This is a genomic window from Ohtaekwangia sp. (genome assembly GCF_036568665.1).
Classification (GTDB): domain Bacteria; phylum Bacteroidota; class Bacteroidia; order Cytophagales; family Cyclobacteriaceae; genus Ohtaekwangia.
The window spans coordinates 1-23,743 of the sequence record NZ_DATCSD010000157.1 but is presented as its reverse complement, the minus strand read 5'-3'; the positions used below and the strand labels follow the sequence as shown (position 1 = coordinate 23,743).

Annotated in this window: 17 protein-coding genes and 1 tRNA gene; 12 read left to right on the top strand and 6 right to left on the bottom strand. The window is 44.6% G+C overall.

The window, feature by feature from the left end; translation table 11 throughout:
* Window positions 1–150: 150 nt before the first annotated feature.
* Together trpA and VIN08_RS09190 are read left to right on the top strand one after the other, a co-directional pair.
* The gene (gene trpA, locus VIN08_RS09195; RefSeq protein WP_331963522.1) at window positions 151–927 is read left to right on the top strand and encodes a tryptophan synthase subunit alpha; all 777 of its coding nucleotides are present in this window, start codon (window positions 151–153) and stop codon (window positions 925–927) included.
* 64 nt (window positions 928–991) lie between these two features.
* Complete coding sequence (locus tag VIN08_RS09190) at window positions 992–2,002, top strand: bifunctional 3-deoxy-7-phosphoheptulonate synthase/chorismate mutase (RefSeq protein ID WP_331963519.1); 1,011 nt, start codon at window positions 992–994, stop codon at window positions 2,000–2,002.
* A gap of 146 nt (window positions 2,003–2,148) precedes the next feature.
* On the opposite strand, the gene VIN08_RS09185 is transcribed toward VIN08_RS09190, so the two are convergent.
* On the bottom strand, window positions 2,149–4,017 hold the full coding sequence (locus tag VIN08_RS09185; RefSeq protein ID WP_331963516.1) for a M1 family metallopeptidase: 1,869 nt from the start codon (window positions 4,015–4,017) through the stop codon (window positions 2,149–2,151).
* A 50-nt stretch (window positions 4,018–4,067) separates the two neighbouring features.
* On the opposite strand from VIN08_RS09185, the gene VIN08_RS09180 reads away from it, so the two are divergent.
* Together VIN08_RS09180 and VIN08_RS09175 are read left to right on the top strand one after the other, a co-directional pair.
* On the top strand, window positions 4,068–4,418 hold the full coding sequence (locus tag VIN08_RS09180; RefSeq protein ID WP_331963513.1) for an ArsC family reductase: 351 nt from the start codon (window positions 4,068–4,070) through the stop codon (window positions 4,416–4,418).
* 67 nt (window positions 4,419–4,485) lie between these two features.
* Window positions 4,486–4,559: transfer RNA gene (locus tag VIN08_RS09175), tRNA-Ile, on the top strand.
* Window positions 4,560–4,768: 209 nt separating this feature from the next.
* Here the strand turns inward: VIN08_RS09175 and VIN08_RS09170 are convergent.
* Window positions 4,769–5,674 carry a hypothetical protein gene (locus VIN08_RS09170; protein ID WP_331963511.1) on the bottom strand — a complete coding sequence of 302 codons (906 nt, stop codon included), beginning with the start codon at window positions 5,672–5,674 and terminating at the stop codon, window positions 4,769–4,771.
* Between the two features lie 168 nt (window positions 5,675–5,842).
* Window positions 5,843–8,278 carry an ABC transporter permease gene (locus VIN08_RS09165; protein WP_331963508.1) on the bottom strand — a complete coding sequence of 812 codons (2,436 nt, stop codon included), beginning with the start codon at window positions 8,276–8,278 and terminating at the stop codon, window positions 5,843–5,845.
* A gap of 451 nt (window positions 8,279–8,729) precedes the next feature.
* Between VIN08_RS09165 and VIN08_RS09160 the strand changes: the two genes are divergently transcribed.
* From VIN08_RS09160 to VIN08_RS09125, 8 genes are all read left to right on the top strand, one after another.
* Window positions 8,730–11,261 (top strand): TonB-dependent receptor, encoded by a 2,532-nt coding sequence (locus VIN08_RS09160; RefSeq protein ID WP_331963505.1) that lies wholly within the window; start codon window positions 8,730–8,732, stop codon window positions 11,259–11,261.
* 155 nt (window positions 11,262–11,416) lie between these two features.
* Window positions 11,417–11,941: an RNA polymerase sigma-70 factor gene (locus tag VIN08_RS09155; RefSeq protein ID WP_331963501.1), complete on the top strand. Its 525-nt coding sequence runs from the start codon at window positions 11,417–11,419 to the stop codon at window positions 11,939–11,941.
* 42 nt (window positions 11,942–11,983) lie between these two features.
* Window positions 11,984–13,000: a FecR domain-containing protein gene (locus tag VIN08_RS09150; protein ID WP_331963498.1), complete on the top strand. Its 1,017-nt coding sequence runs from the start codon at window positions 11,984–11,986 to the stop codon at window positions 12,998–13,000.
* Entirely contained in the window at window positions 12,994–15,633 is a 2,640-nt protein-coding gene (locus VIN08_RS09145; RefSeq protein ID WP_331963496.1) for a TonB-dependent receptor, read from the top strand. Before VIN08_RS09150 ends, VIN08_RS09145 begins: the two co-directional genes overlap by 7 nt.
* Entirely contained in the window at window positions 15,630–16,424 is a 795-nt protein-coding gene (locus VIN08_RS09140) for a DUF4249 family protein (protein ID WP_331963493.1), read from the top strand. The genes VIN08_RS09145 and VIN08_RS09140 overlap by 4 nt, the downstream gene beginning before the upstream one ends.
* A gap of 203 nt (window positions 16,425–16,627) precedes the next feature.
* Window positions 16,628–17,782, top strand: coding sequence for a hypothetical protein (locus tag VIN08_RS09135; protein WP_331963490.1), 1,155 nt, complete (start codon window positions 16,628–16,630; stop codon window positions 17,780–17,782).
* A 193-nt stretch (window positions 17,783–17,975) separates the two neighbouring features.
* Window positions 17,976–18,605: an HAD family phosphatase gene (locus VIN08_RS09130; protein WP_331963487.1), complete on the top strand. Its 630-nt coding sequence runs from the start codon at window positions 17,976–17,978 to the stop codon at window positions 18,603–18,605.
* Complete coding sequence (locus tag VIN08_RS09125) at window positions 18,598–19,761, top strand: site-2 protease family protein (protein ID WP_331963484.1); 1,164 nt, start codon at window positions 18,598–18,600, stop codon at window positions 19,759–19,761. Before VIN08_RS09130 ends, VIN08_RS09125 begins: the two co-directional genes overlap by 8 nt.
* Window positions 19,762–19,787: 26 nt before the next feature.
* On the opposite strand, the gene VIN08_RS09120 is transcribed toward VIN08_RS09125, so the two are convergent.
* The 3 genes from VIN08_RS09120 to VIN08_RS09110 are packed head-to-tail and all read right to left on the bottom strand — an operon-like array spanning window position 19,788 to window position 23,678.
* Window positions 19,788–21,776 carry a T9SS type A sorting domain-containing protein gene (locus tag VIN08_RS09120; RefSeq protein WP_331963481.1) on the bottom strand — a complete coding sequence of 663 codons (1,989 nt, stop codon included), beginning with the start codon at window positions 21,774–21,776 and terminating at the stop codon, window positions 19,788–19,790.
* Entirely contained in the window at window positions 21,773–22,558 is a 786-nt protein-coding gene (locus VIN08_RS09115) for a PASTA domain-containing protein (RefSeq protein ID WP_331963478.1), read from the bottom strand. The genes VIN08_RS09120 and VIN08_RS09115 overlap by 4 nt, the downstream gene beginning before the upstream one ends.
* Before the next feature lie 34 nt (window positions 22,559–22,592).
* Window positions 22,593–23,678, bottom strand: coding sequence for a D-alanine--D-alanine ligase family protein (locus VIN08_RS09110; protein WP_331963475.1), 1,086 nt, complete (start codon window positions 23,676–23,678; stop codon window positions 22,593–22,595).
* Window positions 23,679–23,743 lie beyond the last annotated feature (65 nt).

Sequence of the window (23,743 nt, the reverse complement as noted above, 5' to 3'; positions counted from 1 at the left end):
ATCAGTCAGTTTGAGTTTGATAAAGATGATGTCGTGGTGATCAATCTTTCCGGAAGGGGAGATAAGGATCTTGAAACCTATATACGATGGGGTAAATACTGATGTATATATAGTATCGCTAGTCAGTATCACCTCAAACATTCAGACAACATGAAAAACAGGATCACAGAACTATTCGCAAAGAAGAAAAACAATATTCTCAATGTATATTTTACGGCTGGATACCCGGCCCTGAACGATACCGTGCGCATAGCACAACTGCTGGAGAAAGCAGGCGCTGATATCATCGAGATCGGTATACCTTTTTCTGATCCGGTGGCTGATGGGCCAACGATTCAGGCCAGTAATAAAGTAGCGTTAGACAATGGCATGACGCTGCACAAGTTGCTGGAGCAAGTGAAAGAAATCAGAAAGCATGTTTCGTTGCCGATCATTCTCATGGGCTATATAAACCCGGTGATGCAATATGGTGTAGAGAAATTTGCGAAAGATGCATCAGCGATTGGTGTAGATGGCGTTATTATCCCGGACTTGCCGCTGCACGAATTTGAAGAGCTATACAAAGACTTATTTGAGTCGGTAAATCTGTGTAATACTTTTTTGATCTCACCGACTACATCGGAAGATCGCATTCGCAAGATCGATGCAGTTACCGAAGGATTTATATATGCTGTATCAGCATCCAGTATAACAGGTGCCAAGGGCGATTTTTCTGCGGAGCAGGTAGCATACTTTGAACGGCTGCAAAACCTGAAGCTGAAGAATCCATTCCTGATCGGTTTTGGAATTTCCAATCATGCTACGTTTAGTCGTGCGGCAAGCTATAGCACAGGGGCTATTGTAGGAAGTGCGTTCATCAATCTGCTAAGAGAGTCAAAAGACCTTGAAGCCGATATAGAACAGTTTGTTCAATCATTGAGAACATAGTTTTTATATAGCATATAATACAGCGTATACTTTTGGCGTTAATAACGTGTAACCCTTATCCTCTATGATCATCCAACTTGACTCTACTATCAGCACGCCCGATAAAGAAGCGATCATTTCCAGGATCAGAAGCCTGGAGTATAAAACCACCGAAGTGCAAACACAACGGAGTGCCTATATTGTGGCAATTGGTAAACGGGATTTTGATATCCGCCAGTTGGGACAGTTATCGGGGATAGCAGATATACATCGTGTATCAGACGACTATAAACTGGTATCGCGCAAATGGAAGATCGGTCGCACCAGCGTTAACCTGGGCGATGGAGTATATATTGGCGATGGTTCACTGGCAATCATGGCCGGGCCATGTTCTATTGAGAACGAAGAGCAGGTACAAAAAACGATCGACCACCTCGTAAAGAATGGCGTGCGCATTATGCGTGGTGGTGTATTCAAGCCGCGCAGTTCACCGTACGCATTCAGAGGGTTGGGTATAGATGGACTAAAGATGTGGCATACACTGGCGCGCAAGGCGGGCATCAAGATCATCAGCGAAGTAATGCAGGTAAGCCAGATTGCCGAGATGCATGACTATGTAGATGTATTCCAGGTGGGTGCGCGCAATACACAGAACTTTAACTTGCTGGATGAGCTTGGCAAAGTAGACAAGGCGGTGATGATCAAGCGAGGTATATCCGGTACCATTGAAGAATTGCTATACTCTGCGGAGTATGTATTTGCAGCCGGCAATGAGAAACTGATTCTGTGCGAACGCGGTATACGCACGTATGAGCGCGCGAGCAGAAATACACTGGATGTAAATGCTATACCCATTCTGAAGGAGAAAACACATTTACCGGTAGTGGCCGATCCATCGCACGGTATAGGTATACGCGAATTTGTAGAGCCCGTAGCACTCGCAGCCGTGATGGCTGGCGCGGATGGCATCATCTACGAAACACACCAGGAACCAGAGAAAGCCGCCTCCGATGGACAACAAACGCTTGACTTCGAAGAGTCATCGCGATTGATCAGAAGACTTCAACAGGCTTCGATACTTCTTCACGAGTTCTAAAAATAACTACGAGCTTCTTGAGAAAGCAGAAAGCTAAAAGCTGTGTACATTTCACTCTCTGCTTTTAGCTTTCTGCTTTTTACTTTAAGCCTTACTGCATTTATCTGCATTCATCCCGGCAGCTATCGGGATCAGCGGGAAACAAATTAACGCCCGAGGAGTTTATCCAGACTACTCACCGCTACAAAATGATAATTCGGTCGTGCATGGGTATATATATCCGTTGCGCGTTTTTTACCTTCCGGTGTTTTGATCAGTTCGCTATAGAGTGGCATCAGGAATTTTCTTCGACCAGTATTGATCAGGAACGTTTCGATTTTCGGATAAGCTTTGGTATAGTTATTCCGGATAGCAATAACACCCCACGCTGTAATAATTTCGGAATTACCGGACGCAGTAAATTTACCCAGCGCATCCAGCGCAGTTATCTGTTGTAATGATAATGTATCGGGAAGATTTTTCAGGAAGTGTAACCATTCGTGTGTACTCCACGCAGATGTAGCTGCAGGTTGAATTGTACTTCCGGATTTCCATTGAGAAAGTATAGCATCTACTTTGGCAAAGCGGTCGGATGCCGGTGTTGGGCAATATGCAGGGAGACCTTCGGTATATATCCAATCCTGGAACAATGAATCTGCCAGTGCAATCGAGAATTTTTGTTGATAGTAATTCCTGATGAAAGGAATAAACTCTTCCGTAGTCATTACCTTGAATGCATTCTGCGTAAAATAGTCTTTCACAAACTGATCAAATTTATCGCGACCATTTTGTTCTTCGATCGTGCGCAAAAAGTAATATCCTTTGTTGTAAGCAATTTCTGTTACGCCATCATCCGGACTTCTTCCTTCGAGGTGAAGCTTCAGTTTGGTATCGGCAGAAAGACCTGCATCGTTCAATGATTTTATTTCTTCATGCAGTCCCTGCAGGTTAAGGGATGCCAGCATCTCCGCATAATCTTTACCATATAGTTTCTCCATGATGCGCGTCTCGAAATATACCGTAAACCCTTCGTTCAACCAGAAGTCATCCCATGTAGCATTTGTTACCAGGTTGCCCGACCAGCTATGCGCCAGCTCGTGCGCAATGAGTGATGTAAGCGAACGATCTCCGGCCAGTATGGTAGGCGTTGCAAACGTAAGTCGCGGGTTCTCCATGCCTCCGAACGGAAAGCTCGGTGGCAATACCAGTACATCATAGCGATCCCATTGATATTTACCATACAAGTCTTCAGCACCGGCAATCATTTTTTCAAGATCAGCAAACTCCCATGCACACGTATCTACCAGTGATGGTTCGGCATATATACCACTTCGCTCACTGATGGGTTTGAAAGCTATATCTCCTACAGATAATGCCAGCAGGTACGATGGTATCGGCTGCTTCATCGAGAAAGTATATATACCGCTGTCATTTTTCGCTTGCGGGTTGGAAGCACTCATCAATGCCAGTAAATCTTTTGGCACAGTAACTTCAGCATCGTAGGTAAAGCGTATACCGGGAGAATCCTGGCAAGGAACCCAGCTTCGCGCCAATATAGCTTGTGACTGTGTGAAGAGGAACGGATATTTTTTGCCAGCCGTTTGTTGAGGATTTAACCATTGCACGGCTTCAGCATCAGGGCTTGTTTTATAGGTGATATTTACCTGCGTAGTGCCCGGCTTTATCAGCACAGCGAGTGCCTGTCCTAATATACTATCATTATCAGCCAGGCGATACTCGGCCACAACGTTATCATTAAGCGTTACTTTTTCAATCGTCAATCCTTTGGTATCGAAAGTGATCAGGTCTGCATCAGCACTTGCTTCGATTGTCCAGGTAGCAGTGGCCTGAATGATCTTGTTATCAAAATCGACAGCGGCTTTCCAGTGAAGATGTTTTACACGTGCTACGGCAGGTTGAGCAAATGAATGCGGATCAGTTGGTTTCATAACAGATTCAGTTGTTTTTTCGCGACAGGAGATTACCATAGCCAATGCAACAAGGCAAATCAGTTTTGTTATGATCGTAATCTTCATACCTTCGGTTTTTTGAGAAGACAAACTACTATAATTTTTAAAGAACCGCTATGACCATTTACGGAATTAAGAATTGCAATACCGTTAAGTCAGCGCTCGACTGGCTGAAGAAACACAACGTTGAATTTGAGTTTCATGATTACAAAGCCAAAGGTATTACCGATGCAAAACTGAAAGCCTGGAGCAAGCAGGTAGGATGGGAGAGCCTGGTGAACAAACGCGGCACCACCTGGCGACAGTTGGATGAATCAGTGCAGGCCGGAGTAAGAAATGAAGCAGCAGCCGTGGCGTTAATGAAAGAAAAAACGAGTGTGATCAAACGTCCGCTGATCGAAGAAGACGGAAAAGTACTTTTGCTGGGCTTTGATGAGGCAGAATATAAAAAAGTATTAAAAAAATAGTTTTCCGGAGGAGTGAAAGCCTTGTGTATTCACATTAAATATGTAAAATTGCGCCTCCAATTTGGAAGGGCCCATAGCTCAGCTGGTTAGAGCACTTGACTCATAATCAAGGGGTCGCTGGATCGTGCCCAGCTGGGCCCACTTAAAAATCAACCACTTACATCTGTTCGAGTAAGTGGTTTTTTGTTTTTAGGGATATAGGAGTTTGTATCAGAGTATATAGTCAGATGGAAACATCTGACTGCACGGTAAGAAAAAAGTAAGTAGTGGTGTAAGGTGCTCCCACACACCGAAAGGAAAGTAAATATAATTAACCGATAAAGTATTAAGAGCAGATCTTGGAATCATTTTCACCGCTCAAGCACCACGGTTTCGCCTGGGTAGTATTTTTTTTCACGGAGTATAAATGAGAACACACCATACTGGTAAATCTCGATCAAAAAAAGCTCGGGCATAAAACCCAGTTTTTTCTTCAGGAATTTCTCCATCGGTATGCGACCGATATAGCATTGGTGGAATTTATAGGATGTAGATCCGACACCATCCTTGAACGACTTGATCTGTTTATTCGTATCATCATGCTGATCCGTTTTCCCTATATTCAGTAAAAGCCCTTTCGCGTTATAGTAATAATTTAGCGTGTCGGGATCGCCATAAGCAAGCAGCGAGGAAAAATAGGCTTCATACTCGTCTGTATTTTCGGGCAGGAGCGTTTCAGTACTGTCAGCAGGAGCATGTGGATACGTGATGATACGCGTGATCCTGCCTTTGTTGAAAACATTTTTGGAATAGACTATCGGCTGATTGTAACAATGCCCTACACACATAGAAGCAACAATGGATAGCGTATCATTTACAGGGGTGATCTCCTGCCAGTCAAATGTTCCATAGCCTTCTCCTCCGTATGCTTTCAGTTGAATGCCGGACAGTTCGTATCGCCTTCCATTCAAGTAATCAGGATGGCTGGTCAGGCTGTCAAAGTTGTATCGAAAATTGGTTGGCTTTGAAAGAGGTGCCCAATTCACTTCGATAGATTCTGAAGCGAATGAATAAGTAGTGACACTCCAGTTTTCGTCCATACCCCCGCGATCCTCTTCAGAGCGCTGATCTACTATATAGATTATGTCAATACCCAATCGCATAGGGTCATCCAATCCCAGGAAATATACTTGCTTGTCCTTCCCATAGTTAAAGGGCGATTGTCCCCTTGCCGGGTACATGGCAAGTGTAATCAGGAGTAAAAGTATTATTCGCATAACGGGGAAATATTAAGTGCATCAAGATAGCACAGGATTTCAACTACACGCATGGAAGGAAAACTAATCTTTTCGGGCAGTGAATTTTAGAAGAGGTGTAAGGTGTTTCCACCCTACACACTCAGAAAGGTAAGTCTGATTCTTTAGAAGAAATTACTCAGCGGGAAACTATTCATTTCTTAAACTATCTACCGGATTGCGTCTGGCAGAACGGATGGTTTGATAGCTTACAGTGAGGAATGCAATGACAACTGCCGATACGGCCGTAACGATATACATCCATATTCCCGGCTCGGCATGATACGAGAATCCTTCCAGCCAGCGGTTGATGCTGAACCACGCCAACGGTATGGCTAAAGCAAACGCAATCACCACCAGTAAAATAAAGTCGCGCGACAGTAAGGCAACGATTTGTTGTACAGAAGCTCCGAGTATCTTGCGGATGCCGATCTCTTTTAAACGTTGCGTAGTAGTATAGGAGGCGAGCCCGAAGAGGCCGAGACAGGATATAAATATAGCGAGCGCTGTGGCAATGCGCGAAAGCTTGCCGATGCGTTGTTCGCTCTTATAAAAATTACGGATCGTCTCATCAAGAAACTTATACTTCAGCGGAACATCCGGGTATATCTTTTTCCAGGCAGCCTGTACTTTCTCTATACTGGCCTGCAATATTTTACCGGACTGATTGGCGGTTGAAAATTTAACATTGAGACAACTAAAGTCATTGGTGGCCGTGGCCATAATCACCGGTTCTACTTTTGTGTGCAGCGACTGTATATGAAAATCTTTTACGACACCCACTACCGGTAATTTTTGTCCGCTCATTTCTATGAGCTCACCGATCGCTTCTTCTGGTTTAGCAAATCCAAGTTGTTTGAGCAATGTTTCATTGATCAAAAATTCTTTTACCGTATCACTGCTATGCAGATTTCGTCCTGCGACAAGTTGAATGCCATAGAAGTCCAGGTAATGTTCGTCTCCAAATTTCCGGAAGGCATTTAATTGAAGCGGTACGCTGGTGCGAATATGTTTTACTACCGAAGAGCTCCAGCCGTTATAAGACGGAGGTGAATCGCTCAGCGCCACTTCACTTACTTCCGGTATATTTCGTAGCTCCTGAAGCAGCGCCATCGTTTTGCCGTGATCTTCCCACCACGGTGTATCGAAATATACGATAGCATCTTTCTTGAAGCCGAGATCTTTATTCAGCAGGTAATGTATCTGCCAGCCGACCATAAGTGTGCCGATGATCAACACCTGTGCGAATGTAAACTGAAACACAATAAGCGCTTTACGCAGGTAGGCCGACCGTGATGTGCTGTTGTTCAGGCTCGCCTGGTTTTTCAGCGCGAGTGCCGGTATAAAGGATGAGAGTACAAATGCCGGATACGCGCTGGCCAATATACCGATAAAGGCAACCACCACTAACAGGAATGGTACAAGTGCCGGTATATTTAATGAAACACCTTTGGGAATGAACTCCGAGAAAAGTATGAGTCCTAATTCTGCAAGAGGTAATGCGATCACTACGGAAATTAATGTTAGTATAAGTCCTTCGGATAAGAACTGCAGTATCAATCGCATGCGCGTACTTCCCAATACTTTTCGAACACCGACTTCTTTTGCGCGGTTAACAGCCTGTGCCGTTTCGAGGTTAATGAAATTGATGGCACCTATAACAAGTAACAGGAAAGCAACACCTAATAATGTGATAAGTGTTGGCATATGCGCTGCTACAGAGCTGTCCATATCAAATACACCGATCTCAGCATTGAAGTGCAAATCAGAAAGCGGCTGTATATTAAATTCGTTGGTGGCATCCCAGTGGCTATTGGCTGCATATTGTTTGCTGAGCTCCGGCAGTTGCGCCATTAAAGCTTCGTGCGATATACCTGGAGATGCTTTTATAAATAGCTGGGTGTTGCTGTTGGTACTTTCCCAATCATTTAACGGATATTTACTCTTGAGCCATGTTGACTCCAGACTCGCTTCGCTGATAAAATCAGTAAATGTAAAGTCCGTACGGAACGGAAGATCTTTCACTATACCGGCTACGGTCACCGGAAGAGAATCGGCATATACTATATCTCTGCCTTGCAGGGTAGCTATATCTACATCACCAAAATATTTCTTGGCCTGACTTTCAGTAAGTACTACCTGGTTGGGTTTCAGTAATACCTCGGGCGATCCGGTGAGCCACTCGTATGAATGAACGACCTCGAAGTATTCTGGTCCGGCAATGATCGTAGTTTCATTTTTGTCGAATGATTTTTTATCGGCTGGTGTCGGGATCTGTACTTTAGAACTGTAGATGAAGAACATGGCTACGTTGTCGATTCCCTTAAAATGTTCGCGGATATAGGGCGCTATCGCTGTTGGTGCGCCTCTGTTCAAACCGGAAAATGTACCGGAGAATTTTGAGTGTATACGATAGATGCGATCGTAGTCTGCAAGCTGCTTGTTGAAACCCAGTTCGTGACTGGCAATGAGGTAGATCACAAGACATGCGCTGATGCCGATAGACAGACCTAATACGTTGATGGTAGTATGAAATTTATTTCTCCAGAGTGTTCGGAGAGCCAGTGTGATGTAGTGGCGGATCATGCGTTCGTTTTGAATTTGGTTTGAAAATGCCAGGTAACTTTCCTGTAAGCCAATTATTAAGCCAACCGGGAAACACCCCATGAATATCGTTAGCGGATAGAGAAATGACAAGAGCCTTGTACGGTTTTGCCTTTGGGGTGTCCGCAGGCGGATAAATGGTAGAAGGTGTATAAATGGTGGAAGGTGTTCCTACCTTCCACATTTGGAAAGGAAGAAGACTTGTTTCGGAATCGCTTACCGGTATATATCGCCTCCTCTCAGAGCTCGTCAAAAGGAGAATTCTGACGACACAAATAGATCAAACTGCGGTACAACATGTATCGTCATTTGGATGTTGCAAACTGCCGACTGTAGGGTGTATGACTATATTTACCCTATATCACTGTTATACTCTGCTTTCAGAACGTCCTTTTGATATATTTGCGATATGTATGTAAATACATATCGGTTCATGATTAAATATTTATCCCTTCCTGCTCTTATCTTTTTTTCATTTGCTGCACAGGCCCAGGTGCAAAAGCCCGACAGTGTAAAAACCGTGGAACTTACCAATGTAGTGGTAACAGCCTCGCGGCTTGAGGAAGATCTGAGTAAATCTCCTGTGAGTATAGAAAAACTCAGTAACCGCATGATATACCAGTCGGCAGCGCCATCATTCTTTGATGCGCTCGAGAATATAAAGGGAGTACAAATGCTGGTGCCGAGCGTTGGCTTTAAAGTAATTAACACACGCGGATTTGGTAATACCACTAACGTGCGCTTTGTACAAATGGTAGATGGTATGGATAACCAGGCGCCACATTTAGGCGCACCCATTGCCAACATGCTGGGGCCAAGTGATCTTGATATTAATACAGTTGAAATTATACCGGGTACTACTTCAGCCTTGTATGGTATGAATGCGATTAACGGTCTTGCTAATCTTATAACGAAAGATCCGTTCACCTCACAAGGTATAAGTCTGCAGCAGAAAACCGGAGTGAATCGTATTCATGTGCAGGGAGGCGCCAAGATATTTTCTGAAACAAGTCTTCGCTGGGCAAAGGCTATCAATTCAAAACTGGCTTTCAAGATCAACGGTACCTATACCACGGGTATGGATTGGATTGCTGACGATCACCATGATTTGAATGGCAATGCCAACAGCAGCACCGGTTTATTCGGAGCCGATAATCCTGCAGCCGACCCGGTAAATTCGTATGGTAATGAATCGGCCAATCGCAGAACGCTTGCGCTTAATGGTAAGAACTACGTAGTGGCCCGCACCGGCTATTATGAAAAGCAGGTAGTAGACTATAGCATTCATAACCTAAAGGGCGATGCTGCCATTCACTATGCTTTTGCTCCTGATAAGAAACTGATCTATACTTATCGCTTCGCGCGATTGGATAATATATACCAGCGCGCCAATCGTTTCCGCCTGGAAGATTATCAACTGCAGCAACATGGCCTTGCGTATCGCTCCAAAGCTTTACAACTCACAGCCTACCTGAACATGGAGAACACCGGTAAATCCTATAACGCACGCTCCATGGCCGAGAACATTGATAAATCATTTAAGTCAGACGATAAGTGGTTTGCTGATTATACCACGGGCTATAACAATGCTATAGCTGCCGGAGAATCGGTTGCAGATGCACACCGAACAGCGCGCGCCTATAGTGATAACGGGCGACCACAACCGGGCACATCGCAGTTCAACACGTTGATCAAGCAACTCGGTGATATCAACAACTGGGATTATGGTGCGGCACTGCGAGTACAATCGCGCATGTTGCATGTAGAAGGACAGTATAATCTTACAACTTCACTGCTGCAATCTCTCCGCAATACTACCGGTATAGAATTACTCACAGGCTTTGATCATCGTACCTATATTATTATACCCGATGGTAATTATTTTATTAACCCCACGGAGTCGGGCGCTAATTTACTCTATAGCAAAACCGGAGGATTTATACAGGCATCCAAAACCATTCGCGAAAAGCTGAAGGTAAGTGCTACTGTGCGTGCTGATAAGAATGAGTACTATTCATTGAAATGGAACCCGCGATTTACTGCGGTATATTCGCCTGCCAATCAACATCACATCCGGTTGTCGTATCAGAATGGCTATCGTTTTCCCAGTGTGTTCGAGGCTTTCTCCAATGTGAACAGCGGTGGTGTGAAACGTGTGGGAGGTTTGCCGGTAATGTCGTCTGGTATATTTGAGAATGCCTATAAGCGTGCTTCGATCGATGCATTTCAGGCTGCTGTTATCAACGACATCAACAAAAATGATTTGAGCAGGAACGATGCTATAATCAAGAATAAAAATCTATTGGTAAAGAACGATTATACCTATGTGCAACCGGAGCAGATACGTTCTATCGAAGTAGGCTATCGTGCACTGATGCTCGAAGAAGACTTGCAGGTAGATGTTGATTTTTACTATAACCGCTATAATAATTTCATCGCGCAGGTGGAAATGAATATTCCGCAGACGAGCAACCAGGATTCAATTCCTTTTTATCTCAACGAGAAAAAGAAACAGGATCGTTACCGGATGTGGACTAACTCTAAAACCACAGCCTATAACTATGGAGCCGGTATAGGGCTTCGCTATACTTTCTTTAACAGCTTCCGCGCTATGGGTAACCTTACGTATGCTAAACTACAGCGCAGATCCAGTGGCGATGGTCTTGAAGACGGGTTCAATACACCGGAGTGGATCGTAAATTTTTCAGTAGGTAACGATCGCGTATATAAGAACCTCGGGTTTATGGTTACGTATCGCTGGCAGAGTAATTATTACTGGCAGTCGTTCCTGGTAAACGGAAATGTACCGGCCTATCAAACGGTAGATGCGCAGATCACCTCACATTGGAAAGCGGTATCGGTAAAGATAGGAGGGAGCAACCTCTTCAATCACTACTACCATTCATTCCTGGGTGGCCCGGCAGTAGGAGGTTTCTATTATTGCACCATTACTTACGGCCTATAATTCAGGCATATATGTAATTGTACAGGAGAAGTCTATATTTCTCCTGCATGAATAAATGTTGCAAGGGATTACTGTCGCCTGTTGGTCAGAATATTTTTTATATCTTTAAGACAGTGTTTTTCAATTGTTGCAAGTCTTAAAGACGGCATTGAATCTTGGCAGATAAAAACCTACATACCTACGAGCAACTTTTTCGCGAGCTCTTCAAGCCACTCTGCAACTTTTCCATGAAGTATGTGGGCGATTGGGATGAGGCCAAAGGTCTTGTGCACGATGTATTTGTTACTGTATGGGAGAAATTCGAGAATCTGCCGTCCGACACCAATTACCGAAGCTATTTATATACTGCCGTGCGCAACCGGAGCCTGAATTACATTCGCGACCGGAAGAAGCATACTATACTGGATCATGTGCGGGAAGAGGAACTGACGGAGGTAAATACTTCGCTGGAGACATCGGAGCTGGAGCAACGCATTGAACTGGCGATACAGTCGCTGCCGGAAAAATGCAGGATGGTATTTGAACTGAACCGCATGGAGGGACTGCGATATGCACAGATCGCGGAAAAAATGGGAATTTCCATTAAAACCGTAGAAGCACAGATGTCGAAGGCACTGAGCGTGCTGCGCGAGCATCTGGGCGAATTTTTAATGTTGATATTTTTTATGTTCAGAGAATAAGGGTAAAGCAAATGGAATGTGTTATCGTAACAGAATACATGTGTGAATACTGATTTCAACGATAGTGTAAAAGAACTGATGACCCGCTACCTGGCGAGTGAGGCTTCTCCAGATGAGGAGAAAGAATTGCTCGCATGGATTGCGCGTGCTCCTGAAAATGAGAAGCACTATCAGGAATATAAAAAGCTATTTGATCTCAGCAGGGAACATTATACCCGTAAGGAAACCGATCGTGCGGTGGACCTCGACCTCGAGTGGAATCATTTTCTGAATACTATACAGCAGAAAAAGTCGGAAAGTAACGTGCGTACATTGGAGCCGCGTTCCTTTGCAGTATGGTATAAAATAGCCGCCAGTATACTTTTACTGGCCGTAACCGGATGGATTGTGCTGCAGTTTTTACCGAAGGGTAAAGATGTACAGTATCAAACGGCTTCCAACACTCTTACCGTATCATTGCCGGATGGTTCGCAGGTAACATTGAACAGTCACTCTTCACTTTCCTATAGTGCATCGTATAATGACGACAATCGAACGGTAGCGCTGAAAGGTGAAGCGTTCTTTAACGTAACACGCAATCCTCAGAAACCTTTTATTATACAGGCAAACGATGCGCAGGTAGAAGTGCTGGGTACATCGTTCAATGTATTGGCATACGATAGTCTCAGCGCAGTGGAAGTAGTAGTTGAAACGGGTGTGGTGAAATTATCAGTGCCTGCATTAAAAACTGAAGTAAAACTCGAAGCCGGTCAGAAAGGTATATATAGTCGCCAGGCGAGTCAGTTGAGCAGCAAGGTAAATGATGATATAAACTTCCAATCATGGAATACACGCAAGATCGTTTTTGAAGAAGAAGACCTTCGCACCGTAATAGCTACGCTGAACCGAATATACCAGGCGAATATTACCGTTGCTGCAGATATACCGGCCTCTTGTGCGGTAACCGTTACGTTCGATCATCAGTCGCTGGAGGCTGTGTTGCGCGTACTGGAAAATACCCTTAATCTTACATACAAGATCAACGGCAACCAGATCGAAATTACAGCAGCAGGATGCTAAACCTTCAGGCGTGCGTATGGCGAACACGATGCTGGCGATGGCTGGCTATACCCATGCTGTGCATGAGCCTGCAGGTATATGCCCAGAATAATGTACCCGATGTTTCGATCAGTGTAGACGTAAATGGCTCGCTGGCAGAATTGCTGGAAGCTATTGCGAAAAAGGGAGGCGTTCGTTTCTCCTATAATCCTAAAAAGATAGAGGCAGAGCAATCCACCAAATATACCGCGGTGAATAAAAAGCTCCCGGCTGTGTTGAACGACCTGGCGGATCGCTTTGGTATACGCTATACTTTGGTAGAAGGGCAGATCATTTTAAAACCTGAAAAGAAAATTGAGAAGGCCGGTATACAAACGGTGACACTCAGCGGTACGATTAAAGATGCCGGCAGTGGCGAAGCGCTGATCGGTGCTTCGGTGTTGTTTAAAGAATTGCAAACCGGCACGGTGACCAATGCATTCGGTTTCTTTTCTATTACTGTTCCCAAAGGGAAATATACTATATCCAGTTCGTTTCTGGGGTATGAAGAGCGCACTACAACGGTGGAGCTCGGCGCATCCATTCAACAAGATATAGCCTTGAAAGAAGAACTGCCGGTGCTGGAAGAAGTGGTGGTGAGCAATGCGCTGCCGGATGTAGTACAGGAGATAACGGCAAGCAATACCAACGTACGTCCGAAATCTGTAGAAGAACGCCCTGCATTGTTTGGTGAAGTAGATGTTGTAAAGTCGCTGGAATCTTTACCGGGTGTAAAGCTGCATTCAGACGGTTCTACTTTTTATTATGTGCGCGGTGGTAATCGTGATGAGAACCTGGTGTTGCTGGATGATGCACCGATTTATAATCCCAGTCACATGCTCGGACTTTTCTCTACTATTATACCGGATGCTGTAAATGATATAACACTCTATAAAGGCGATATGCCTGCTTCGCTCGGAGGAAGATTATCGTCTGTGCTGGATGTACGAACGAAGAAAGGAAACGATCAGCGCTTTGAAGCCTGGGGAAGTACAGGGCTGATCACAACGAAAGTAGGCGTGGAGGGACCCTTTCGAAAGAGCGCGAGTTCATTTCTGGTTTCGGCAAGAGCGTCTACATTGAAGTGGATCTTTCAACGCATTAATAATGATGTAAAGCAATTTGATTTTTACGACTTCACTACTAAAGTAAATGTAAAGATCAACCCGGAAAACCGTATACTCTTCTCGCTATATACCGGTGCTGATCATTACTTCGACAGCAACAACGGGTTGACGTGGAGCAACACGGCCGGTACACTTCGGTGGAATCACTTGTTCAGTGATCGCTTGTTTATGAACACAACGGTAGCGATAGCGGGCTATGATTATTTTTTATATACCGATGTAGCTACGAACACACGCTGGAACTCGCACATCTCTAACTTCAATGTAAAATCCGATTTCAGCTATTTCATCCGTCCGGAAAATGAGTTAACGTTCGGGCTGGGTGTAAATGGATATACTTTTAATCCGGGCAATCTGCAGTCGGATACCACTATATCTTTTCTGCCCACACTTTCTGTGCGCAATTCGGTAGAGCTGGTGCTCTATGGTAATCACGAAGTGAAGCTCAACGATCGCTGGGGAGTAAATTATGGCTTGCGTTTCTCGGTGTGGTCTAACACCGGTGAAGCATTTGAATATGTATTTGATGAAAACCACAATCCGGTTGATACACTCTATTATGCGAAGGGCGATGACTATAAACAGTTTGTAAACCTGGAGCCGCGCCTCACGCTGAGCTATATGCTGAACGATCATGCTTCATTGAAAGCAAGCTATGCGCGCAACGTGCAGAATGTACACTTGATCTCGAACTCTATCAGCCCGTTTACTTCGTTGGAGGTTTGGTTACCCAGCAGCATCAATATAAAACCGGAGAAGGCCGACCAGGTTACATTGGGATATTATCGTTCGTGGCAGGATATAGGTACATCTTTTACAGCTGAAACGTTTTATAAAAAGATGTATAACCAGATTGACTATAACGCGCATGCCGAAACCTTATTGAACCCGTTGCTGGAACGTGAGCTTCGCTTTGGCCAGGCTACAGCGTATGGTATAGAATTACTGGCAAAGAAAGATGAAGGACGTTTGCGTGGCTGGGTAGGGTATACCTATTCGCGGGCACAGCGAAAGTTTGCCGATATAAATGGTGGTAAAGTATATAATGCGTTTTATGATCGGCCGCACCAGGTAAATATTATGGTGGCATACGATCTGTCGCTGCGCTGGAACCTCGGCATGAACTGGGTATATTCTACAGGCTCGCCCTTCTCATCACCGGTAAGTTTCTATCAGTATAATGGTGAAGAAGTGCCGATCTATGGTCAGAAGAATAATGATCGTCTGCCGGATTATCATCGCCTTGATCTTTCGGCTACTGTAAAGCTTAACAAAAATCCGGAGAAGCGATTCCGGCATAGTCTTTCGTTCTCCATCTTTAATGTATACGGACGAAAGAATGCGCTCTTTGTAAACTATAATAAAACAGAGAACAGCAACGGAGATTTTAAAATACCTTCCGATGTATCGGATGGTAACCGTGTTACTTCGCAGTATTACCTGTTTCGGTTCACACCTTCCATTGCCTATAATTTCAGATGGTTATGAGAACACAGCGATTATTGGGAATGATATTATTGTTTGTTTCGCTCTCGTGCGAGGAGGCGATCGATCTGCCTTTGAAATCGGAAGACACCAACCTGATTGTGGTGGAAAGTATACTTACCAATGAGAATACCAATCACCTGGTAAGACTTACGCATCCCTATAAAACACAGAATGAAACACCAGTGCCAGTAAGTGGTGCCACTGTTACGATCAGTGATGAAACCACTCTATATACCTTGACAGAGTTACCGGCAGGTTCCGGAGAATATTATACTCCGCTGATGCGAGCCGTGACGGATAAAGTATATACCCTTCATATACTGTATAATGAAAAGGAATATACAGCCAGCGATAGTGCCGTGCCGGTAGAGGCACTGAGTATATTACACTATGCAGCAGCAGGTAGCGGCTATCAACTCGTGTTGAATCCGGAAGGTCAGTCACCTAACTATATTGAGCATGCAATATCGTGGCAAAATACGAGTGCCTGCACAGGCAGTGATTGCAGCGGTGAGTTGATATACTATGATCTGAAGACGATCGATGTAAACGAAATCTATAAACCGGATAAGGAAGATTTTTATTTTCCGGCAGGTTCCACCATCATACGCAGAAAATATTCCATGAGCACTGCTTATAAAGAGTTTCTTCGTTCCATGCTTTCTGAAACGGAATGGCGAGGCGGTATATTTGATGTGCAGCGCGACAATACCACCACTAACCTTAGCGAGGGTGCGATCGGTTTCTTTGCTGTATCTACCGTTGTAGCGGATACGACTGTTGTGCAATAGCACTTCACCCTAGCCTTTCTTCTGAGAGGGACTAAATGCAATCTCTTTTAATTACGAGCTGCTTTCCTTTGAAATTTCCCTGAAAATCGCGGTTCTGATATTTTTTATTTTTTTTTCTCACGGGGGCATAAGGGTATCTGAAGTTGGCTGTGTTCTAGGATTGAACAGCGGGAAATAATCCTGCTAACCAAAAGAGAAACCAAATGAACACAACATTAAAATCCAAAAAAATGAAGACTGCAAAACGTGTTTCCATTGTCTTGATCATGGGGCTTGCGCTTTCAATCATGTTTACTGCCTGTGAGACGAACCAGGATGAAAAGTCGCAGGATAGTATACTTCCTGAAACCTTCAGCGTAGATATACCGGCTTCTATCAGCAACAGTTCTGCTAACGGAAGATTGAGTGGTGGCCGGGTAGAAGGCGATACGGTAAAAGGTAACGATATATATATCAATCTCGGAACGTTCATTGCTGTAGGTAAAGCTTCTTCGATATTGGTAGAACAATTTATAGCAGGCATCCGCCGGTATAAAATTGATCGTGTAATGTCCATCACGTATGTTGGCGATGATGACCAGCGTGTAAAGAACCTGGTGGTTTCGTCTGATGTATCATTCGAAGGTGCTGACTGGGATTATGCCCTTACTATTACCGATGCAGAGTCAGAAGGTCAGGCAGATGGCGGTAAGGCCCTGCAGATTTTCTGGAACAAAACTTCGAAGGTAAAAGGTATAGCGATCATTAAACCCTATAACTGCGATCGCATCACCAATGCCAATGCTAAAGATGCCATCTTCCGTATAGACTATAGCGAATTTGGTGAACACGGTTATGATGCCGAAATGCAAGTACGCATCGCTGGTCTGCCACTAGCCAGTCCGTTAACAGATCCTTATTCTATCAGCTCCCTGCAAATGTTTGCCGGTAAGAAAGGTGATGTAGTAGATGTATATGGCAATAGCAATCACCCGAACGCAGTACTGTTATCCGGCACTACAGGTTTTGACTGGGCGTTTGTTGCTTCGGGCAGCGATCCTGATAACATTGGTGTTGCAGAAGTAGGTTTACCTCCCAGCACACTGGATAGCGATGATCGCACCGTGTTGCTGAAAGAATACTCCATCAAAAATGTATTGACTAAAGAGATCACGGCTGTATGGCCTGGTATCGATCAGAACGCGCTGGCTGCTTATCTCTCTACTACATCAGCACCGGGTTACTTCAACAACACACAAGGTTTTATTTCCGGAGGAACATCACCGGGTGCCAAGTGGGATGTGCTGGCGAAACGTCTTGATGCACTGAGCCCTTACAATCCAAAAGATGTTAGCGAACTGACCATCTCTTTCAAATAATACTTCCACAGATGATCTGAGCGTGGCAAAGGCAAAAGTACCCGTTCGGAAAATCGAGCCTCTGGTGTAAAGCCAGAGGTTTTTTTATGATGTTAATACAATAGAAGGACAGGCTGAACCGTCAAAAAGAAAAGTCATCGGCAGATGATAACCTTTTCTTATTTTAGCACCATTATCCAACTTATAAAGTTCTGTGGCGCAGGCATCTTCTGTTAAAAATCTGATCTTTGATCTGGGTGGTGTTATACTGGATCTTTCAGTGGATCATACCTTACAATCTTTCTCCGATATATCGGGATTAAAAAAGGAAAAGGTAAAGGAGCTCTTTGTCAGCTCGCGCGGCTTTCTGGATTATGAAAAGGGACTGATTGATGATGATACGTTCCGCGCTTTTGTACGTGAGCTATATAATGTACAGGCCAGCGATGATGTACTCGATGCAAGCTGGAATGCCATGCTGCGGGGTATACCGAAAGAAAAACTGGATTTACTGCTGAGCCTGAAAAACAAATTCAATGTATACCTGCTGAGTAACACCAACACTATACATCTGAACTATATAAATGATAAAATTCTGTTGCCGCATTTTCAGGAGGAGTCGCTCGATCGTTATTTTCATAAAACGTACTACTCGCATTTGATGAAGAAGCGGAAACCGGATGCCGATATATTTGAGCAGGTGCTGGATGAGAACGGACTGCAACCACACGAAACACTTTTTCTCGATGATAATGCAGATAACATTGCCGGAGCGAAAGCGTTAGGAATTCAAACTGTGCACGTGGTTACTCCGGATGTGATAATCGATTACTTCAATGACTAAAGAAACGAAAAGAGCTTTACTGCAGGCGGGGCTGTTTATTACCACGTTTATTACTACTACACTGGCCGGTGCTGAGTGGTGCTATGGCAAAAGTATATTTGCCTATACGAAAGATAGTATAGGGTTTAATACAAACTATAGCTGGGCTGATTTTGCATTGGGAATGGAGTTTTCCGTTCCGTTCCTGCTGATACTAACGGTACATGAGTTCGGACATTATTTTACTTCGCTATATCATAAAATCCGGGCATCGCTTCCGTTCTATATACCTTTTCCTCCCAACCCGATTATACCTTCTATCGGAACGCTGGGCGCGGTGATACGCATTGAAGAACGTGTGCGTTCTAATAAACAGCATTTTGATATAGGCCTGGCCGGACCGGTGGCCGGGTTTGTTGTGGCGCTCGCGGTGATCATCTATGGCTATGCTACGTTGCCTCCAGCAGAGTATATATATACTTTTCACCCGGAGTATAAACAGTATGGGTTGGATTATGCCAAGCATGTATATACTCCCGAGTTCACCAAGGGAAATACACTGGATCTGCAGATCGGCCCGAGCCTGCTATACCAGCTATGCGAATTTTTTGTAACGGATAAATCGCGCATCCCCAATCCGCATGAGATGATGCACTACCCGTTTCTGCTGGCGGGATTTATAGCGCTGTTCTTTACGTGCATGAATTTACTTCCTATAGGACAACTGGACGGAGGGCACGTTACGTATGGATTGTTCGGAGGACGCGGACACAAACTGATCGCCACTGTCTTTTTTATAGCACTGGTATTTTACTCCGGGCTGGGCCTCGTAAAGCCGAATCTGCCGCAGAGTTATTTGGTGTGGATGGTGCCACTGATCGTTTTGTTTTACTATAGCTGCTTTGGTGCTTTGGGATTATCGGCCCGCGATCGTGTTATGTATGCGTTGCTGATGTTTGCTGTTCAGTTTATTATCAGCTGGATATTTCCGAAGGCAGAAGGATACTCCGGATGGTTGCTCTTCGGCTTTATTGTAAGTCGTTTTGTAGGTATACAGCATCCTCCTTCAGAAATAGAGGAGCGATTGGATTCCAAACGAATTATATTGGGATGGATAGCGCTGCTCATTTTTATACTGAGCTTTAGCCCCACGCCATTACTGATCGAGATAACATAGCCTGATAAGACTACACTATATATACCTTATCGTACAATGATCTTTTGAGCTGAAAGCGTTGTACCTTTTTTAACGCGGATCAGGTATAATCCCGGTATAGTTTGCTGAAGTGTTATCTTCTGGCGATCGTCTGCCTGTTCGGCCGTAAATCGTATCGACTGGCCTGAAACGCTTATTACTTGTAATACTTCCCACGCGCGATCCATATAAAATTCACCATTGTTCGGGTTAGGATAGGTAGCGAGTAATGAAGGATCTTCCGGTATACCTACAGGATTATCTTCTCCTTTGCCAAACTCCGGGCGTATCATCAGGCTTCCTACTACATCGGTGTTCTGATACCAGCCACCGCCTACATTTACATACATTCTGTCGCCTGTATCATTGTTACAGTCCAACCCTATACGAACATTGGGAGAAGTATAGCCTACATAGAAGCGGTTTCGTACACGCACAACCTCCGGTACTTTAATGTGCTGGAATTTATTGATAACACCCTGTTTGACCAAGGTATAGCTGGATATAGTATATAACAGATCACCCGGCATGCCATTGTTATCATCATATATCTGGAAATCTACCGTGGGGTCGGTAGACAAACCGAAGTCCGGGAAGTAAACATCAAATCCTATCAATGTATCCACTACATCCGTAAGCATATTAAATGCATAGGCAAGTCTGTCGCTGGTAGTATTAAGGCGCGCAGAGTATTCGGCTGTGCCATCATCATACGCATAGTAATCTTTCAGTTTATAGTCGGTAGTCAATGTATCGTTGATACGAAAATCGACTGGCAGAAAACCGGGGCGACCGGAGTCCTGAAAATCACCACTCGTTACGTTAATCTTTAAAAAGATATCGATGGAATCAGCAGCGGGGTTGAATTGTTGTGTGTCGTTAGGATTGGGAGTTGTTTCCATTCTTACCACGGCACGTTCGAGCGGATCCATCAAACCTCCGTTGGGGCCAACACCGCCTGTGCTATAGAGTATAGTATGATCTGCCAATGCCGATCCACCGGTATAATTTCGAAAAGTCATATATGTATTATACCCGATCGCGATCTCGGTAGCAGAAGTCTTTAGATTCTTTACATCAAACTCTATACTATCAAAGGGTGTGCTCTTGCGAAAGTGTTCGAGTGGAGCAGCAGTATATCTGCCAAATAACTGTGTTGGTTGAGAAGCCAGTGCACGATCGGGAAACGACATGCTGGCGAGCGTTCTGTTCTTGTCGAAGTATATATAGTCGAGATTCCAGGTATCGAACGGGCCGGACTTGCGTCCGAAGTTATCGAAGCGAAATTGAAACGCATCGTAGAAGAAGCGATCATTATCAAACGGCACCTGTATGATCGTGTCATAAAACTCCGTACGACTCATACTGGTTTTCGGATAGATCGTCATCATAATCTCCCAGGCACCCGAGCTGTTCTTGAATTCCAGTTGGAAGAAATCATTTTTGTCGGGCGGCTCACCGTTGCCTTGCCATTGATAGAAGAAACTCAGGAACACAGAATTTCTTTCCGCCAGCGATACAGCGGTCGGGCTCAAATCGATCGGCTGCGAGGTAAGGCTATCGCGAAGACCATTGGCAAGAATTACATCGGAGTAGGGAAGGCCGAGCGAGTTCAATCCGTCAAAGGTTGCAACGTTCAGGCTGGGCGCATGTACACCAACACCCTGGTTGATCCAGACATTTTCACTGTTAACCCAGATAGAATCCAGGGGATAATTTGCAGTAGTATCGGCAGGATCATCGATAGGTGTAAAAGAGAAATCATCCCAGAAGGGAAGCTGTAAGGGTAATGTACTTTGTTTGCGGCCGGCAGGAGAGGAGGTATTACGTATGGCGGCTCTTCGTTGTACAGGTTCGCGGGTGAGTTGCCCCAGGCTATCCGTTGTAACGGTAAGCAGTAATATAAATACAAGTGTAGTAAGCGGACTGCAGAACCTGTCAGTCCGGTATATCTTTAAAATGATGCGTAACGTACTGTCAATTTTTTTATTGATCATTCATCAAGGGGTTCGGTTCCGGGTGCGCCTATCCATAGATCAACGACATCACCTGCCTTTATTGTTTCTCCAGGCTCCGGTATTTGTTTTAATATAACCGGTGTTATGCCTACGGTGTCGCCTATAACTTTTACCGTGCCTACATTCAGGTTTGCACCCAGAATGTATACTTTGGCATCCTCAAAATCCTGTCCCGTCATGTCTTCCATCGGGAAGCCCCTGCCATTGCCACCATCCATTACCACGAGGTCGATCACCGCTCCTTTTGGTACGCGCACGTTGGGTTCAATGTGTGCACCTTTATACTTCATTTCCTTTACTACATTGAATGGCCCTGCTACGAGTATAATGCGGCCGCGTTTCAGTTCGTTGCTGGTTAATACGGCATCGGCATTTACCACCGATCCATCAATCAGGTTCGGTAGGGGTACCGTTGGCGCATCAATGCGGTTTACGGATATAAAGATCTTCCTTCCTTCTTTTACTTTCGCCCCGGGATGCGGATATTGTTTTAATACCGTAAGGGGTGGATACTTGGAAGAATACGAAGAGTCGCTGATCTCGTAGCGAAGATCTTTAGTGAGCAGAAAATCTTCCAGCTCCGATACCTTCATGCCTTCGATGTTTGGCACCGTAATACTTTCCAGGTGATTGGTAACTTTCGGCAAATAAATAAAAAAGTATAGCGCTATCAGCACTACAATGATGGAAAGTGCCAGCGCCAGACTGAGTAGAATGCCTCCCAGTGTATTAGGAGTAAATTTGCCAAGACTGAATTTCATTTCGAATAGGATAGTTACAGCAAATATACAGTAATCAGAACTTCAATCCTGACTGGAATCCACGTTCAATGCGCTTACCTCGGTTGTAACGTTCCTGTGCGAGGTCGAGTAGCCGGGTAATCAGGTCAGGGAAACTTATGCCGCGTTCTTTCCACATTACCGGGTACATACTGGAGTTTGTAAAGCCCGGTATACTGTTGATCTCGTTGACATAGATGTTTCCTTTTTTATCCAGGAACAGATCGATGCGCGAAAAATCTTCGCAGTGTAATGCTTCAAATGCTTTTACGGATGCCTTCCGGATCTTTTCTGCTATAGCTTTGGGTAACTTGGCCGGCACATCGATACGCACCGCTTCCGGGTCTACATATTTAGCATCGAAAGTATAGAACTCATAATTTTTGCTGATTACTACTTCACCGGGATACGATGCTTCTGCCGGGTAGTTACCCAATATAGCACATTCAATTTCGCGACCGCTCACATATTTTTCTGCGATCATCTCGTCATCGTACTTGAATGCTTCTTCTACTGCCTTCTTGAAATCATTCTTGTTCTTCACCTTGGATACACCCACGGATGAACCCAGGCTGGCGGACTTTACCATGAAAGGTGTGCCTAATTGTTTGGCAATAGAGTTGAAGGTGATCTTGTCTTTCTGATCAAAGCGAAACGCGAGAAAATCGGTTACCGGAAGTCCGGCTTCTTTCAACAATCGCTTCGATACAATTTTATTCATTGCCATGGAAGAACCGAGTACGCCCGTGCCTACCATCGGAAGATCTATAGCTTTGATCATGCCTTGTATGCTTCCGTCTTCACCATCTGTACCGTGAAGTACCGGGAATATAATATCTACCTCAAAGCGTTTGCTGCCCTTCAATACAATGAAGCCCGGCTTTACCGGATCGAGCGCGAGTGCCAGTGCTTCGCCTTTTTCAATTTCCTTGCTTACACCTTCGGTGAGATACCACCGGCCTTTTGTGCTGATACCAATGGCTACCGGTTCAAACTTCTTCTTGTCGATATACTCGAAAATATTGCGGGCTGAGTTAATTGATACACCATGCTCCACCGAGCGACCTCCATAGAGGATTGCAACTTTTTTCTTTTTAGGCATTTAAAAAATATTTCGTGCCGAAAGATAACGAAAAATATAGCTTGGAGTGAAAGCAGAAAGTCTAA